At 72.2% G+C, this 16,266-nt stretch carries 13 protein-coding genes and 1 tRNA gene; 5 read left to right on the forward strand and 9 right to left on the reverse strand.

The features are described from left to right. Positions 1–3: 3 nt before the first annotated feature. From ACFYU9_RS27565 to ACFYU9_RS27575, 3 genes are all read right to left on the reverse strand, one after another. On the reverse strand, positions 4–843 hold the full coding sequence (locus ACFYU9_RS27565) for a chaplin (RefSeq protein WP_389346383.1): 840 nt from the start codon (positions 841–843) through the stop codon (positions 4–6). 128 nt (positions 844–971) lie between these two features. Further along, the gene (chpH, locus tag ACFYU9_RS27570; RefSeq protein WP_128983147.1) at positions 972–1,205 is read right to left on the reverse strand and encodes a chaplin ChpH; all 234 of its coding nucleotides are present in this window, start codon (positions 1,203–1,205) and stop codon (positions 972–974) included. Between the two features lie 138 nt (positions 1,206–1,343). Then, positions 1,344–2,669: a M20/M25/M40 family metallo-hydrolase gene (locus ACFYU9_RS27575; RefSeq protein ID WP_389212606.1), complete on the reverse strand. Its 1,326-nt coding sequence runs from the start codon at positions 2,667–2,669 to the stop codon at positions 1,344–1,346. 227 nt (positions 2,670–2,896) lie between these two features. Here ACFYU9_RS27575 and ACFYU9_RS27580 point away from each other — a divergent pair. Then, positions 2,897–2,984 (forward strand) — tRNA-Leu (locus ACFYU9_RS27580). A gap of 75 nt (positions 2,985–3,059) precedes the next feature. Continuing rightward, on the forward strand, positions 3,060–4,004 hold the full coding sequence (locus tag ACFYU9_RS27585) for an RluA family pseudouridine synthase (protein ID WP_389346385.1): 945 nt from the start codon (positions 3,060–3,062) through the stop codon (positions 4,002–4,004). On the opposite strand, the gene ACFYU9_RS27590 is transcribed toward ACFYU9_RS27585, so the two are convergent. After that, a complete protein-coding gene (locus ACFYU9_RS27590; RefSeq protein ID WP_389212603.1) occupies positions 3,988–4,617 on the reverse strand; it encodes an MBL fold metallo-hydrolase in 630 nt (209 codons plus the stop codon). The two genes, ACFYU9_RS27585 and ACFYU9_RS27590, sit on opposite strands and share 17 nt — an antisense overlap. Beyond that, complete coding sequence (locus tag ACFYU9_RS27595; protein WP_389346387.1) at positions 4,617–5,702, reverse strand: S-(hydroxymethyl)mycothiol dehydrogenase; 1,086 nt, start codon at positions 5,700–5,702, stop codon at positions 4,617–4,619. The genes ACFYU9_RS27590 and ACFYU9_RS27595 overlap by 1 nt, the downstream gene beginning before the upstream one ends. A 148-nt stretch (positions 5,703–5,850) precedes the next feature. Between ACFYU9_RS27595 and phsA the strand changes: the two genes are divergently transcribed. After that, positions 5,851–7,767: an O-aminophenol oxidase PhsA gene (gene phsA / locus ACFYU9_RS27600; protein WP_389346389.1), complete on the forward strand. Its 1,917-nt coding sequence runs from the start codon at positions 5,851–5,853 to the stop codon at positions 7,765–7,767. 99 nt (positions 7,768–7,866) lie between these two features. On the opposite strand, the gene ACFYU9_RS27605 is transcribed toward phsA, so the two are convergent. Together ACFYU9_RS27605 and ACFYU9_RS27610 are read right to left on the reverse strand one after the other, a co-directional pair. Beyond that, entirely contained in the window at positions 7,867–9,330 is a 1,464-nt protein-coding gene (locus tag ACFYU9_RS27605; protein WP_389212598.1) for an amino acid permease, read from the reverse strand. A 259-nt stretch (positions 9,331–9,589) separates the two neighbouring features. Then, the gene (locus tag ACFYU9_RS27610; RefSeq protein WP_389212597.1) at positions 9,590–10,294 is read right to left on the reverse strand and encodes a FadR/GntR family transcriptional regulator; all 705 of its coding nucleotides are present in this window, start codon (positions 10,292–10,294) and stop codon (positions 9,590–9,592) included. A gap of 155 nt (positions 10,295–10,449) precedes the next feature. On the opposite strand from ACFYU9_RS27610, the gene ACFYU9_RS27615 reads away from it, so the two are divergent. Together ACFYU9_RS27615 and ACFYU9_RS27620 are read left to right on the forward strand one after the other, a co-directional pair. After that, on the forward strand, positions 10,450–10,989 hold the full coding sequence (locus ACFYU9_RS27615; RefSeq protein ID WP_389212595.1) for a gluconokinase: 540 nt from the start codon (positions 10,450–10,452) through the stop codon (positions 10,987–10,989). Positions 10,990–11,070: 81 nt separating this feature from the next. Beyond that, on the forward strand, positions 11,071–12,468 hold the full coding sequence (locus ACFYU9_RS27620; RefSeq protein ID WP_389212593.1) for a gluconate:H+ symporter: 1,398 nt from the start codon (positions 11,071–11,073) through the stop codon (positions 12,466–12,468). A 7-nt stretch (positions 12,469–12,475) separates the two neighbouring features. Here the strand turns inward: ACFYU9_RS27620 and ACFYU9_RS27625 are convergent, their stop codons facing one another. Both ACFYU9_RS27625 and ACFYU9_RS27630 read right to left on the reverse strand, forming a co-directional pair. Continuing rightward, positions 12,476–15,826 (reverse strand): HEAT repeat domain-containing protein, encoded by a 3,351-nt coding sequence (locus ACFYU9_RS27625; protein ID WP_389346391.1) that lies wholly within the window; start codon positions 15,824–15,826, stop codon positions 12,476–12,478. Further along, positions 15,823–16,257: a hypothetical protein gene (locus tag ACFYU9_RS27630; protein WP_389346393.1), complete on the reverse strand. Its 435-nt coding sequence runs from the start codon at positions 16,255–16,257 to the stop codon at positions 15,823–15,825. The genes ACFYU9_RS27625 and ACFYU9_RS27630 overlap by 4 nt, the downstream gene beginning before the upstream one ends. Positions 16,258–16,266: the final 9 nt, after the last annotated feature.

Genomic DNA, 16,266 nt, shown 5'->3' on the forward strand with positions numbered 1-16,266 from the left:
GGACTACGCGGTGCGGCGCGCCCGGCGGTAGATCACGGAGCCGGCGAGGAGCAGGCCCGCTCCGGCGGGGACGATCAGCCCGAGCGTCCCGGCGCCGGTGTGCGCGAGCTCGGCGCCCGGACCGTGCGGCGTGACGGTGTGCGTACCGGGCGTGTTCGGTCCGTGGGGCTGCCCCGGGGCGCCCGGGGTGCCGGGGTGGTCGCCGCCCTCGTTGCCGGGCGTACCGGGCGTGCTCGGGGTGCCCGGAGGCGTGCTCGGGGTCCCGGGCGTGCCCGGAGGCGTGCCCGGGGTGCCCGGCGGAGTGCCGGGGGTGCCCGGAGGCGTGCCGGGAGGAGTACCCGGGGTGCCGGGGGGCGTCGGCTGCTCGCCGTAGCCGCCGTTGTCGTCGCCGTAGCCCCCGGGGCCGACGCCGTTGGCACAGTCGTTGCCGTAGGCGGCGTTGCCGACGCCGATGCCGTTGACGCTGTTCCCGCACACGTTGACGGGCGCGTCGATCGGGACCTGGACGGTGTTGCCGGAGGCGACGCCCGGCGAGTGGGAGGCGTGGCCCTCGGCGGAGGAGCCGGTGCCGGCGTGACCGCCGCCCGAACCGCTCTTGTTGGCGCACGAGTTTCCGTACGCGGGATTGAGCAGGGCGACACCGTTGACGGTGTTGCCGCAGACGTTGACCGGCGCGTGGACCGGGACCTGGACGGTGTTGCCGGAGGCGACGCCCGGCGAGCCGGACGCCGTGCCGCTCGCGTCCGCGCCGGCGTACGCGTAGCCGCCACCGAGGGCGATCATGCCGCCCGCCGCGGCGACGGTGATGATGCTCTTGCGAGTGATGCGTGTGACCTGTCGCATTGCTGTTTTCTGCTTCCTGCCTGTTCCCAGCCTGATCGGCTCGCGAGAAATGACCACCGGCCCCGGAGTGCATGGCACGCACTCCGGGGCCGGCCTTGGCTCAGACCCCTCAGGGTCGAGGCACAACGTCAGGCGTTGATGCAGGTGTTGCCGAAGGTGGGGTTCAGCAGCCCGATGATGGACACCGTGTTGCCGCACACGTTGACCGGAACGTGCACCGGCACCTGGACCACGTTGCCCGAGAGGACACCGGGGGAACCGATGGCCGCACCCTGGGCACCCGCGTCGGCAACGGCCATGCCCGCACCCGCGAGAACGAGACCGCCGGTGGCAGCCGCAGCAGCGACGACCTTCTTGATCATTATTCCTCCTTGTTGGCAATGCGGTCCCAGCCGCGGACCGCATCACCTGTAACGAGGGGGAACTCCTGGGGCTACGAGGCCCCTTGGGCATTCACTCTTTCCGGTCAGCTCTGCACGGGCGGTCGAATTTCCCGATGGTCAGCTCGCGTCGATGAACCGGTCGAGGACCCGGACGCCGAACTTCAGGCCGTCGACCGGCACCCGCTCGTCGACGCCGTGGAACATGCCGGCGAAGTCGAGCTCCGGCGGCAGCTGGAGCGGCGCGAAGCCGAAGCAGCGGATGCCGAGGTCGTCGAAGGACTTGGCGTCGGTGCCGCCGGAGAGCATGTACGGCACGGCGCGGGCGATCGGGTCCTCGGCGCGCAGGGCGAGCTGCATCGCGTCGACCAGGTCGCCGTCGAAGCTGGTCTCCAGGGCCTTGTCGCCGTGCACGTCCTCGCGCCTGACGCGCGGGCCGAGGATGCGGTCGAGGTCGGCCAGGAACTCGTCCTCGTAACCGGGCAGGAAGCGGCCGTCGACGTGCGCGGTGGCCTGGCCGGGGATGACGTTCACCTTGTAGCCGGCGCCGAGCATGGTGGGCGCGGCGGAGTTGCGCAGGGTGGCGCCGATCATCTTGGCGATGCCGCCCAGCTTGGCGAGCGTGGCCTCCATGTCCTCCGGGTCGAGCGGGGTGCCGAGCGCGTCCGACAGCTCGTCCAGGAAGCTGCGCACGGTCTTGGTCACCCGCACCGGCCACTGGTGCCGGCCGAGCCGCCCGACGGCCTCGCACAGCTCGGTGATGGCGTTGTCGTTGTTGGTCATGGAGCCGTGGCCGGCCGTGCCGTCGACGGTGAGCCGCATCCAGTGCATGCCCTTCTGGGCGGTCTCGACCAGGTAGAGCCGCAGGTTCTCGTTGACGGTGAAGGAGAAGCCGCCGACCTCGCCGATCGCCTCCGTCACGCCGTCGAAGAGGTCACGGTGCTTGTCGACGAGGTGGCGGGCGCCGTAGGTGCCGCCGGCCTCCTCGTCGGCGAGGAACGCGAGCACGATGTCGCGCGGCGGCTTGCGGCCGCTGCGCAGCCGGTCGCGGACGACCGCGAGGGTCATCGCGTCCATGTCCTTCATGTCGACGGCGCCGCGGCCCCACACGCACCCGTCGGCGACCTCGCCGGAGAACGGGTGGTGGGTCCAGTCCTCGGCGTTGGCCGGGACGACGTCGGTGTGCCCGTGGATGAGCAGGGCGGGCCGCGAGGGGTCCTCCCCCTCGATCCGGGCGACCGTGGAGGCCCGCCCCTTGTGCGACTCGATGATCTTCGGGTCGAGGCCGACCTCGGCGAGCTTCTCCGCGATGTACTCGGCGGCCGCCCGCTCGCCCGGCCCGGAGTGGTCGCCGTAGTTGCTGGTGTCGATACGGATCAGGTCCCGGCACAGGTCGACGACCTCGTCCTCGCCCGTGACGCCCCGGCCGGTGTTCGACTCGCTCACGCTGCTTCCTCCCACTACGTGCCCCATGACTGTGGTCGCCCCCATCCTCGCCCGAGGACCCGGTCAGGCCCAAGGGCTCCCCTTGGGACAGGGCGGGAACGCGGTGGAACGCGGGCGAAACGGGGGTGGGGGCGGGGTCGGAGCGGGGTGGTGATCGACCCCCTCAGATGTTTGCTATGGTTTTCCTCGTCGGAAGGGCACAGCGGCCCGGAAGACGACATCACCTGGTCCGGGTGGCGGAATGGCAGACGCGCTAGCTTGAGGTGCTAGTGCCCTTTATCGGGCGTGGGGGTTCAAGTCCCCCCTCGGACACCAGACGAAAGGCCCCACATCATGTGGGGCCTTTTCGCATGCCGCTGCCGCCCGCCGGCCTCCCGTTACGGTGGAGGCGTGCGACGCAGAACCAAGGCCCCCGCTTCCCCGCTCCCCCAGCGTGACGGGATCGACGCCGCCCGGCTGCGGCTGCCCGAGGATCCGGAAGGGCTCTGGGGCACCGTGCGCGAGCACCTCCTGGACCGGTACGCGGGCGCCGTCGGGCGCGAGCGGGTCGAGGAGATGGTGCGGGAGGGGCGGTTCGTCGGGGCCGACGGGCGGCCGGTCGGGGCGGGCGAGCCGTACGCCGCGGGGCGGCACCTGTGGTTCCACCGGGACTTCCCGGCCGAGGAGCGGGTGCCGTTCGAGATGTCGGTGGTGTACCGGGACGAGCGGATCGTGGTGGCGGACAAGCCGCACTTCCTGGCGACGATGCCGCGCGGGCGGCATGTGACGGAGACCGCGATGGCGCGGCTGCGGCGGGACCTCGGGCTGCCCGCGCTGCAGCCGGCGCACCGGCTCGACCGGCTGACGGCGGGGCTCGTGCTGTTCGTGGTGCGGGCGGAGGACCGGGGGGCGTACCAGACGCTGTTCGGGGACCGGCTGGTGCGCAAGGAGTACGAGGCGGTCGCCGCGTACGACCCGGCGGTGGCGCTGCCGGTGACCGTGCGGAGCCGGATCGAGAAGGAGTCCGGGGTGATGGCCGCCCGGGAGGTGGCGGGCGAGCCCAACAGCGAGAGCCGCGTCGAGCTGGTGGAGCGGCGCGGGGCGCTCGCCCGGTACCGGCTGGTGCCGGAGACCGGGCGGACGCATCAGCTGCGGGTGCACATGAACGCGCTCGGACTGCCGATCCTGCACGACCCGGTCTATCCGGTGGTGCGGGAGGACGGGCCGGAGGACTTCGGGCGGCCGCTGCAGCTGCTGGCGCGGACGCTCGCGTTCACCGACCCGTACACGGGCCAGGAGCGGCACTTCGAGAGCGGGCTCGCGCTCGGCGGCCTCGCGCTCAGTGGCCCCGGGTGATCCACTCCTCCAGGTGCGGGGCCTCCGCCCCGATCGTCGTGCTGTCGCCGTGACCGGTGCGGACCACCGTCTCGGGCGGCAGCGTGAGCAGCTTGGTGCGGATCGAGTCGACGATCGTCGGGAAGTCCGAGAAGGACCGTCCCGTCGCGCCCGGGCCGCCCTGGAAGAGGGTGTCGCCGGTGAAGACGGTGCCCAGCTCGGGGGCGTGGAGGCAGACCGCGCCGGGGGCGTGGCCCGGGGTGTGCAGGACGTGCAGGTCGGTGCCGGCGATGGTGAGGACCTGACCGTCGGCGAGGTCGCCGTCGGGGCTGTGGTCGGGATGGGTCAGCTTCCACAGCGGCTGGTCGGCGGGGTGGAGCAGGATGCGGGCGCCGGTGGCGGCGGCGAGCGCCGGGGCCGCGTCGATGTGGTCGTCGTGGGCGTGGGTGCAGACGATGGCGCGCAGGGCGCGGCCGTCGAGGGCGGCGAGGATGGCATCGGCGTCGTGGGCGGCGTCGATGACGATGGCCTCGGTGTCGTCGCCGACGATCCAGACGTTGTTGTCGACGTCCCAGGTGCCGCCGTCGAGGCTGAAGGTGCCGGAGGTGACCAGGTGGTCGATGCGGGCGGACATCAGAGGACCACCACCGAGCGGAGCACGTCGCCCTCGTGCATGCGGGCGAACGCCTTCTCGACGTCGCCCAGGCCGATGGTCTCGGTGACGAAGGCGCCGAGGTCGATGCGGCCCTGCTGGTGGAGGTCGACGAGCACGGGGAAGTCGCGGGACGGCAGGCAGTCGCCGTACCAGGAGGACTTCAGCGCGCCGCCGCGGCCGAAGACGTCGAGGAGCGGGAGTTCGAGCTTCATCTCGGGGGTGGGGACGCCGACGAGGACGACGGTGCCGGCGAGGTCGCGGGCGTAGAACGCCTGCTGGTAGGTCTCGGGGCGGCCGACGGCCTCGATGACGACGTCGGCGCCGAAGCCGCCGGTGAGCTCGCGGATCGCCTCGACGGGGTCGGCGGTGCGCGAGTTGACGGTGTGAGTGGCGCCCATCTCCTTGGCCTTGGTCAGCTTGCGGTCGTCGATGTCGACGGCGATGATCCGGGCGGCTCCGGCGAGGCGGGAGCCGACGACGGCCGCGTCGCCGACGCCGCCGCAGCCGATGACGGCGACGGTGTCGCCGCGGCCGACGTTGCCGGTGTTGAGGGCGGCGCCGATGCCGGCCATCACGCCGCAGCCGAGGAGGCCGGCGATCTCGGGGGCGACGGCCGGGTCGACCTTGGTGCACTGGCCGGCGTGCACGAGGGTCTTCTCGGCGAAGGCGCCGATGCCGAGCGCCGGCGACAGCTCGGTGCCGTCGAGGAGCGTCATCCTCTGCGTGGCGTTGTGGGTGTCGAAGCAGTACCAGGGACGGCCGCGCAGACAGGCCCGGCACTGGCCGCAGACGGCGCGCCAGTTGAGGATCACGAAGTCGCCGGGGGCGACGTCGGTGACGCCCGCGCCGACGGACTCGACGATTCCGGCGGCCTCGTGGCCGAGCAGGAAGGGGAACTCGTCGTTGATCCCGCCCTGCTTGTAGTGGAGGTCGGTGTGGCAGACGCCGCACGCCTGGATCTTCACCACGGCCTCGCCCGGTCCCGGATCGGGGATCACGATCGTCTCGACCCTGACCGGCTCGTTCCTGCCGGGGGCGACGACCCCCTGGACCTGCTGCGCCATTGTGGCTTCCTTCCGACGAAACGGTAACCCGCGTTACGGATGTGACGATTACGGCCAGGTTACGCGGAGTCAGGAACTGGTGCCCCGCCGATCGGTGTCTCCCCCGGTACAGGCATGTACAGGCATGACACAGCCTCAGGGGGAACACATGACCAGTGAAATCGAGCCCTACGCCGACCCGTTGACCGTGCCGCCGGTGCTCCGCCCGGGCGTGGACGACACGCCGGAGGAGATCGAGATCGCGCTGCGGCCGACCTGGGTGCGGATGCACCGTCAGCTGCCGCCGACGCTGATGTGGGGGTACGAGGGGAGCGTCCCCGGGCCGACGATCGAGGTGCGGCGGGGGCAGCGGATCCGGGTGGCGTGGACCAACCGGATCCCGAAGGGCAGCGAGTACCCGGTCACCGCGGTCGAGGTGCCGCGCACCGACGGGCAGCCCGATCCGCACAACCGGCCGGGCCGGGAGGGGGCCGAACCGGTCAAGGAGGTGGCGGCGCTGCCGGCCTGGGCGGTGACGCATCTGCACGGGGCGCAGACCGGCGGCGGCAACGACGGCTGGACGGACAACGGAATCGGCTTCGGCGACGCCCAGCTGTCGGAGTACCCGAACGACCACCAGGCGGTGCAGTGGTGGTACCACGACCACGCCATGAACATCACCCGCTGGAACGTCTACGCGGGTCTGGTGGGCACCTATCTCGTGCGGGACGAGGAGGAGGACGCGCTCGGTCTGCCGTCCGGGGAGCGCGAGCTGCCGCTGGTCCTGGCCGACCGGAACCTCGACACGGACGAGGACGGGCGGCTCAACGGGCGGCTGCTGCACAAGACGACCCGTCTGGTCGCGGCCCATCCGGAGACCGGCAAGCCGGTGGCGCTGCCGTTCTTCGGCCCGTACACGACGGTCAACGGCACGATCTGGCCGTATCTGGACGTCGAGGACGGCTGGTACCGCTTCCGTCTGGTGAACGCGTCGAACGCCCGGACGTACGACCTCGTGCTCGTCGACGAGGACGACCGGCCGGTGTCCGGCGCGGTGCACCAGATCGGCAGTGACGGCGGGCTGCTGCCGCGCCCGGCCTCGTTCGACTTCGAGGAGGGGCCGCAGGGGGCGGGCGACGTCGCGACGCTGACGATCTCGCCGGCCGAGCGCTTCGACCTGCTGATCGACTTCCGCGGGTACGCGGGGCGCACGCTGCGGCTGGTGAACAAGGCTCCGGGGCGGGAGCCGGGCGTCGCGGACGCGGCGCTGAACGTGCCGTATCCGCAGGTCATGGAGTTCCGGGTGGGCGAGGCGGCGGAGCCGGACGGCTTCGAGTTGCCGGCGCTGCTCTCCGGCTCGTTCCGGCGCTACGACCACGCCAGGATCGAGCACGGGCACCGGCTCGTGGTGCTGACGCCGCCGACCACGGTCGGGGGCGGCGGGCACCCGGAGATCTGGGAGATGGAGGAGGTCCCGGAGCACGAGCAGGCCGCGGTCCGGGTGCCGGTGAACGGGGTGATCCAGGTCCAGGCGGCGGACGGCAAGGTGCGCACGTACCGGCGGACCGCGCGGACGTTCAACGACGGGCTCGGCTTCACGATCGGCGAGGGCTCGTACGAGCAGTGGTCGTTCCTGAACCTGGGGCCGGCGCCGGTGCTGCACCCGATGCACATCCACCTGGCGGACTTCCAGGTGATGGCGCGGGAGGCGTACGTGGCGGACGGCTTCGACGCGACGGTCGGCGGGACGCTGGCGCCGGTGCGCTGCGACACGGAGCGGCCGGTGCCGGTGCCGCCGAACGAGCAGGGCTGGAAGGACGTGTTCCGGGTGCCGGGCGGGGAGCTGGTGCGGGTGATGGGCCGCTTCGACGGCGCGTACGGCCGCTTCATGTACCACTGCCACCTCCTGGAGCACGAGGACATGGGCATGATGCGTCCGTTCGTCGTGATGCCGCCGGAGGTGCTGCCGCTGGGCCACGGGCACGCGGGCGGTCATGACGACGGCCACGGAGGCGGCCACGGCGGCGGTCCGGGTGGCGGCCACGGCGGCGGTCCGGGTGGCGGCCACGGGCACGGCGCCCGCTGACCCCGTCCCCGTACGCGCACGGGCGAGGCCCCCGCGAGCAGCACGCTCGCGGGGGCCTCGCTTCTTCCCGTGGGGGGAAGCTCCTGGCGACCGCCGGGGTCAGTCCTGCTGGTTGCCGGCGAGGGCGCGGACCCGGCCGCGGACCAGGAACCAGCCGCCGACCAGGGCCGCGGCGATCAGCGGCAGGCAGTTGACGGTGGTGCGGCCGACGCCGCCGTCCATCCACATGAGGACGAGGACGGAGGCGAGGAAGACCAGGGTCACGATCTGGGTGTACGGGGCCCAGGGCAGCTGGTAGGCGGGGCGGACGAGCTTGCCCTCCTTGGCGCGGCGCACGAAGAGCAGCGAGCAGATCATGATCATCGCCCAGGTGCCGATGATGCCGATGGAGGCGAAGTTGAGGACGAGCTCGAAGGCCTCGCCCGGCATCACGAAGTTGAGGACGACACCGGCGACGCCGAAGCCCGCGGTGAGCAGGATGCCGCCGTAGGGGACGCCGCCCTTGTTCATCACGCCGGTGAACTTGGGCGCGGAGCCGGCCAGCGACATGGAGCGCAGGATGCGGCCGGTGGAGTAGAGGCCCGAGTTGAGGCTGGAGAGCGCGGCGGTGAGGACGACGAGGTTCATCACGCCGGCGGCGCCGGGGATGCCGAGCTTGTCGAAGACGGTGACGAAGGGGCTCTGGTCGCCGGTGTACGCGGTGAACGGGAGGATCAGCGCGAGCAGCACGACCGAGCCGACGTAGAACAGGCCCACGCGCCACATGATCGAGTTGATCGCCTTCGGCATGATCTTCTCGGGGTTCTCGGTCTCGCCGGCGGCGACGCCGCACAGCTCGACGGAGGCGTAGGCGAAGACGACGCCCTGGATGAGCAGCAGCATCGGCATGACGCCGTTCGGGAAGATGCCGCCGTTCTCGGTGATGTTGTGCAGGCCCGGGGTGTGGCCGCCGACCTGGTGCGAGGTCACGACGAGGAAGATGCCGACGATCATGAAGATGACGAGCGCGGCGACCTTGATGATCGCGAACCAGAACTCCATCTCGCCGAAGTACTTCACGGAGATGAGGTTGGCGGTGAGGACGATCGCGAGGGCGATCAGCGCGAGCACCCACTGCGGGACGCTGCTGAACATCGACCAGAAGTGGGCGTAGGTGGCGGCCGCGGTGATGTCGGCGACGGCGGTGGTCGACCAGTTGAGGAAGTAGAGCCAGCCGGCCGTGAAGGCGCCCTTCTCACCCATGAACTCACGGGCGTAGGAGACGAAGGCGCCGGAGGACGGGCGGTAGAGCACGAGCTCGCCGAGGGCCCGGACGACGAAGAAGGCGAACAGACCGCACACCGCGTACGCGATGAAGAGCGACGGTCCGGCGTTGTGCATGCGGCCGCCGGCGCCCAGGAAGAGCCCGGTGCCGATGGCACCGCCGATGGCGATCATGTTGATGTGCCGGGACTTGAGGTCCTTGCGGTATCCGGCGTCGCCGGCGTCCACATGGGTGGGTGCCGACGCCGGGGCCGCCGGGGCGGCGGACAGCGGGTCGGCCGCAGTGATGCGGTCACTCATGGAGTTGTTCGCCTTCGTGAGGGGGGAGGGTCTGTGCGGTACCCGGCCGTGCCCTTCGTGGGGGCTTCACGGCACGGCCAGCGGACATCCTCACGGCAAAGCGCGGTGACTGACTGTGACCAATCTCACTGAAAGCCCGGATTTGAGCTAGTTCAGAGGTTACGCAGCGGTGTACTCGGCGGTACGGGGGCGTGGCGCGGAGTGGATCACGGGCCGCTCACGGGCCGCTCCCGGGCAGCGCGCGGCGGCTCACGACGGCTCACGGCGCGAGGACGTCGAGCTCCTTCAGCGCGCCGACGGCGATCTGCCGGGTGAGCTCCTCCGCACGGACCGCGTCCTTCTCGCGTACGGCCTCGGCGACCTGGACGTGCAGGGTGACGGCGGCCGGGTCCGGATCCTCGAACATCACCTGGTGCTGGGTGCGGCCGGTGAGCACCTCGGCGACCACGTCGCCGAGCCGGGCGAACATCTCGTTGCCGGAGGCGTTGAGGACGACCCGGTGGAAGGCGATGTCGTGCACCAGATACGCCTCCAGCTGCCGGCCGCGCGAGGTGGCGACCATGCCGAGGGCCTGCTCGGTGAGCTCGCGGCACTGCTCGGGGGTGGCGTGCAGCGCGGCGAGACCGGCGGCGACCGGCTCGATCGCGGAGCGCAGGACGGTGAGCGAGCGCAGCTGGCGCGGGCGGTCGGCGCCGGCCAGGCGCCACCGGATGACCTGGGGGTCGTACACGTTCCAGCGCTCGGTCGGCAGCACGATCACGCCGACCCGGCGCCGGGACTCGACCAGATGCATGGACTCCAGGACGCGGACGACCTCGCGCACCACGGTCCGGGACACGTCGAAGCGCTCGGCGAGCTCGTCGGAGCGGAGCACGGTGCCGGGCGGGTACTCCCCCGCGGTGATGGCCAGGCCCAGGGAGGTCAGCACGTGCGGATGGAGCCCCTGGGCGGCCGGTGTCGTCATGTCGGCAAGCCTATGCGTCCCCTTGTGGATGATCACGCCGGGAACATTAAGTACGACTTTTTTGTCACAGAGTCTTGAATACGTCGTACTCAATAGGTTTCATGAGCGCGACGGATCGACGAATCGATGTCGAAGAAGACAGCGAGGCACCTCCCATGAGCACCACCCCCCACCCCGTCCCGGCCACCCCTCCCCAGGTGGTCGTCGTGATGGGCGTCGCCGGGACCGGCAAGACCACGATCGGCCCGATGGTGGCCCGGGCGCTCGACCTCCCGTACGCGGAGGGCGACGACTTCCACCCCGCCGCCAACGTGGCCAAGATGTCCGCCGGGATCCCGCTCGACGACACGGACCGGGAGCCCTGGCTCGACGCCATCGGGGAGTGGGCGCACGGCCGGGCCGGACTCGGCGGCGTCGTGTCCAGCTCCGCGCTGAAGCGGAGCTACCGGGACCGGCTGCGCGCGGCCGCGCCCGGCGTCGTCTTCCTCCATCTGACCGGCGACCGCGCACTCATCGAGGAGCGGATGGCCGCCCGCAAGGGCCACTTCATGCCGGCCGCGCTGCTCGACTCCCAGTTCGCCGCCCTGCAGCCGCTGCAGCCGGACGAGGCCGGTGTCGCCGTCGACGTCTCCGGCACCCCCGAGGAGATCACCGCCCGGGCCGTCGCCGGGCTGCGCCGGCTCGCCACCGCCTGATCCCGCGCCCACCCGATCCGGCACCCGCCCGATCCCGCACCCCCACAGTCCCCCGTCCCCCTCACCCCCTAGGGACCCACCGTGACCAGTCTCAGCGTCGAGATCCTGGCAGCGGACGCCGCCGAACCGATCACCTCGGCCGGCCACGCCCAGCTCGGCATCGCCGTGCTCGCCGGCATCGCCGTCATCGTCCTGCTCATCACCAAGTTCAAGCTGCACGCCTTCCTCGCCCTGACCATCGGGTCGCTGGCGCTCGGCGCGTTCGCGGGCGCCCCGCTCGCGGACACCATCAAGTCGTTCAGCACCGGGCTCGGCAACACCGTGGCCGGCGTCGGCGTGCTCATCGCCCTCGGCGCGATCCTCGGCAAGCTGCTCGCCGACTCCGGCGGCGCGGACCAGATCGTCGACACGATCCTCGCCAAGGCCTCCGGCCGGTCCATGCCGTGGGCGATGGTCCTCATCGCCTCCGTGATCGGCCTGCCGCTCTTCTTCGAGGTCGGCATCGTGCTGCTGATCCCGGTGGTGCTGCTCGTCGCCAAGCGCGGCAACTACTCCCTGATGCGCATCGGCATCCCGGCGCTCGCCGGCCTGTCCGTGATGCACGGCCTCATCCCGCCGCACCCCGGCCCGCTCGTCGCCATCGACGCCGTCGGCGCCAACCTGGGCGTCACGCTCGCGCTCGGCCTGGTCGTCGCGATCCCGACCGTGATCATCGCCGGCCCGCTCTTCTCCCGCGTCGCCGCGCGCTGGGTCGACATCCAGGCCCCCGAGAAGATGATCCCGACCCGTCCTTCCGAGGACCTGGAGAAGCGCCCCGGCTTCGGCGTCACCGTCGCGACCGTGCTGCTGCCCGTCGTCCTCATGCTGGTCAAGGCCCTCGTCGACATCGTCGTCGACAACCCCGACAACGGCGTGCAGAAGGTCACCGACGTCATCGGCTCCCCGCTGATCGCGCTGCTCACCGCCGTCATAGTCGCGATGTTCACCCTGGGCCGCGCGGCCGGCTTCACCAAGGAGCGGATCTCCTCCACCGTCGAGAAGTCCCTCGCCCCGATCGCCGGCATCCTGCTGATCGTCGGCGCCGGCGGCGGCTTCAAGCAGACGCTCATCGACATCGGCGTCGGCCAGATGATCCTCGACTTCTCGAAGAGCTGGTCCATCCCGGCGCTGCTGCTCGCCTGGCTGATCGCGGTCGCGATCCGTCTGGCGACGGGCTCGGCGACGGTGGCGACGATCTCGGCGGCGGGCCTCGTGGCTCCGCTGGCCGAGGGCATGTCGACCGGTGAGGTGTCGCTGCTCGTGCTGGCGATCGGTGCCGGTTCGCTCTTCTTCAGCCACGTCAACGACGCCGGTTTCTGGCTGGTGAAGGAGTACTTCGGCATGGACGTCGGCCAGACGGTCAAGACCTGGTCGGTGATGGAGACGATCATCTCGGTGGTCGGCATCGGCTTCGTGCTGCTGCTGTCGCTGGTGGTGTAGCCCCCGTTCAGCCCTCCGGCTGCCCCCGTCCGAGGATCGCGAGCAGCCGGGCGGCCATGGCCCGGACGTCGGCCGAGGCGTCCCGGTCCGTGGCCGTACGGAGCAGGTCGAGGGTCCGCGGATCGTCGCGGCCCGCGTCGGCGAGGACCCGGAGTGCGGTGATGCGCACGTCCGGGTCCTCGTCGTCCACGGCCCGCTGCCGGGCGAGGTCGAGGGTGGCGAGGCCGCGGCGGCGCTCACGGAGCAGGTCCAGGGCGGCGGCGCGGACGACGGGGCTCGGGTCGTGCACGGCCCGGTCGCGGACGAGGCGGGTGCCGCGTTCGCGCTCGGCCCGGCCGAGGAACGGGGCGAGCAGAGCGGCCCGGACCTCGGGGCCCTCGTCGGCCGCCGCGAGGCGCTCGACGAGGTCGGTCACCTCCGGGTCCTCGAACCGGAGCAGCAGGCCGACGGCGGCCGTCCGGATCCGGGGCGTCTCGCCCACCCGGGCCAGCGCGACGACGGCGGTGATCGCCTCCGCCCCGTCCATGGAGGCGAAGCGCCAGGCCCGCAGTGCCTCCGCCCGGACCTCCGGGTCGGCGTCGCCGAGCGCCAGGTCGAGGAACAGTTCCGGTGCCTCGTCCCGGCACACCCGCTCGCGGCCGACGACCTCCACGATCCGGCCCCTGACGTCCGGGGCGGGGTCGTGCCGCACCCGGTCCAGCACGACCGGGCGCACCTCCGGATGCCGGTCGGAGAGGCGTGCGAGTGCCTCCAGGGCCGCCAGGCGCACGCCCGCCCGCTCGTCGTGTTCGGCCTGCGCGAGCGCCAGGCCGAGCAGCTCCCGGTCCCCGTCCGCTCCGGGGAAGAGCGACACCGCGCCCATGGCGCTCAACCGCACGTCCGGTGTGCCGTCGCGGGCGGCCCGGACCAGCAGCGACTGGATGTCGGGGTCGGTCATCTGGTTCAGGGTGATCCCGCGGACGGCCCCGAGGCGTGTCTCCGCATCGCCCTCCCGCAGTGCGCGCAGCAGCCAGGCGTGCGCCTCCGGGGCCTCCAGCGCGGCCCGCGTCAGGGCCGCGAGCAGCCCCGCCCGGACCTGGCGGTCCGCTTCGTCGCGGAGCCGGCCCAGCAGGAAGGGCACGGTCTCCAGCCCCGGTTCGGGGTCGTAGCCGAGCTGCTCCGCCATCGTCTCCCGTACGGCGGGGTGCGGATCACGGCCCACGACCTCGCGCACCAGCTCCCATGCTTCCGGCAGGCCGGCGTCGACCGCCGTGAGGGCGGCCACCACGCGTGTGCTCGGGTCCGGGCTGTGCAGAGCCTCCCGCCGGACGGCCTCGGCCCATGGCTCGGGCCCGGCGCGCAGCAGATGGAGGCGGATCTCCGCGGCCTCCATGCCGACGCCCCGGTAGACGGCGCGCCGCTCGGTCCCGTTGCCGCGGCACCACGCGTCGTGCCACTTCAGGTAGTGCCGCCGGGCGCTCGCGTGTTCGCCGAGCCCGGCGAGGGCCTGCGCGATGTCCGTGAGGCCGGGGCTGTTCGCGTCGTAGCCCTCGTCGTACTCCCGGCAGAGCTCCAGGAGCCGGATCAGGCGTCGCACGATCAGGTCCGCCTGGGCGGCGAGCAGTCCGGGCCGGCGCACCTCGGCCAGGCAGCGGGCGGCGAACGGCAGGCCCGCCGCCGCCCTGTCGTCCTCCCCGTCGAGGCGTCGCGCCGGCACCATCGGTGCGAGCAGCCGTTCGATCACCCCCGCCACGAACCGCTCGTCGAGCAGTCCCACGAGCAGCAGCAGCGTCTCGTGCCACGCCGGGTCCTCGGCCTTCCGGGCGAACAGCTCGCGCAGCTCCTCCTCCGAGACGGCCCGCTCGTGGTTGAAGCGGTGCGCGATGTCCACGGCCGTCAGGTACTCCAGGAACGTCCGGTGCACGAAGCCGTAGATCTCGCCGCCGAAGCGGCTGAGGATGAAGTTCCGGCCGCGGAACTGGTCCAGCATGATCCGGGCCGCGACCGTCGCCCGGTCCGTGGGGAGTTCGTACCGCTCCTTCAGGTAGGCCTCGAAGCTGCGGATGAGGTCGGGGCCCGCGATGTGGTTGCCCGCCATGCCGCCGTGCCCCTCCTGCATCCGGCGGGCGATGAGGCGCAGGAGTTCGAGCTTGTCCTCGGGGCCGAGGTACGGGAGGTGTTCCTCGACGCGGCGGTCCTTCAGGTACCGGCTGGGGTCCCAGTGTTCGACGAGGACGGCGACGGCGTGTTCGTAGACCGCGCGGCGGTCGCGCGGGAGTTCGCGGCGGCGGCCGATGATGGCGAGGATCGTGAGCAGGAGCGGGTTGCCGGCGAGTTCGCGGACGGAGGCGGAGCCGTCGACGGCCGTGAGGACGCGGTCGGTCAGCTTCCGCGCCTGCCCGGCGTCCTCGGGGCAGGCGAGGGCGAACCAGCGCTCGGTGAAGGCGCCGATCTGCTCGCGGTCGAGGTCCTGGAGCATGAAGTCGGCGAAGCCGGCGCCGTCGAGGACGGCGCGCTGGTAGCCGTACGCGCGCGAGGTGACGACGATACGGGTCCGGGGGTAGCGCGCGGCGAAGCCGGCGACGCGTCGGGTGACGGCGTCGCGGACGCCGGTCTCGAAGAGCTCGTCGAGGCCGTCGAAGACGACGAGGGCGCCCGACTGTTCGCCTTCGAGGCGTGCAAGGAGCAGGTCCCGGGGCAGGCCGAGGCCCTCCGTCGCGTACTGGTGCTCCAGGTAGTCCTCGAAGCTCCGCTCCCGCCACTCCGCCTGGGCGTACTCGCGCAGTTCGACGATCAGCGGCAGCCTGCCGTGCAGCGGCTCCAGGCCCGGCTGCGGCTCCGCGGCGGTCAGCGCGAGCGCCAGGTAGCGGGCCAGGGTGGACTTGCCCGCGCCCGGGTGGCCGAGGACGACGAGGCGGTCGTGGCCGGGGCCGGCGAGGACGTCGAGGACGGGGAGCGGCGGGCGCTCCTGGTAGGCGCGGCGGACGCGCTGGACGGTGTCGCGGTCGACGCCGGGCGGGAGTTCGTGGAGCTGGGCCTCCTCGGGGTCCATGAGGCGGCGCAGCAGTTCCTGGGGCAGCTCGACCGGGGGCGGGTCGGCGCGTACGGACTGCGGGACGAAGACGTCGTGGAGCCGGACGGCGGGGTGCTCGTCCTGTTCGTGCAGCGGGGTGAGGACCGCCAGGTCGAGGCGGCCGTAGCGCTGGCGGACGCGGGCGGCGTAGCGGGCGAGGGCCTCGGCCGGTTCGTGTACCGGCCGCACGGGCCCGTCCGTGATCGTGACGGAGCCCTGGACCTGGCTGATCAGGGTGATGTTGCCGGTGGCCGTGGCCTTCTCGACGCTCTGGCCCCGCCCCCAGCGCTTGAACAGGCCCCTCATGACGTCGGCGGCTCCGAGCCGATGCGCACCGAGCCGTCGACGCCGTCGATCTGGGTCAGGTCCCCGCCGGTACGGGCGCCCCGGGCCGACTGTGCCGCGCCGGCCGGATCGGGGTCGCCGGACGCGGGCGCCGCGGCCGGAGCCGTACCCCCGCCGTTCCCGCCGCCCCCGCCGGTGATGACCACGTCACCCTTCACCCCGCGGATCTGGCGCAGCGATCCCCCGGCCACCGCCCCGTCCGCCGACTGCACGGCGGGCCCCCGCGTGAAGAGGCCCGCCACCGTCAGCGCGAGGCCCGTCACGGTGAAGAACAGGCTGAGTACGCTGCTCCACTTGTCGGCCTCGTCCAGGCCCCGCAGGACGAAGAAGGCCGCGAGCCCACCCAGGGCCACCACGGTGCCAACGGCCAGGAACCACAAGCGCTTTGTCACCGCACCATC

The organism is Streptomyces sp. NPDC004327, assembly GCF_042873935.1.
In the GTDB taxonomy this organism is placed as follows: domain Bacteria; phylum Actinomycetota; class Actinomycetes; order Streptomycetales; family Streptomycetaceae; genus Streptomyces.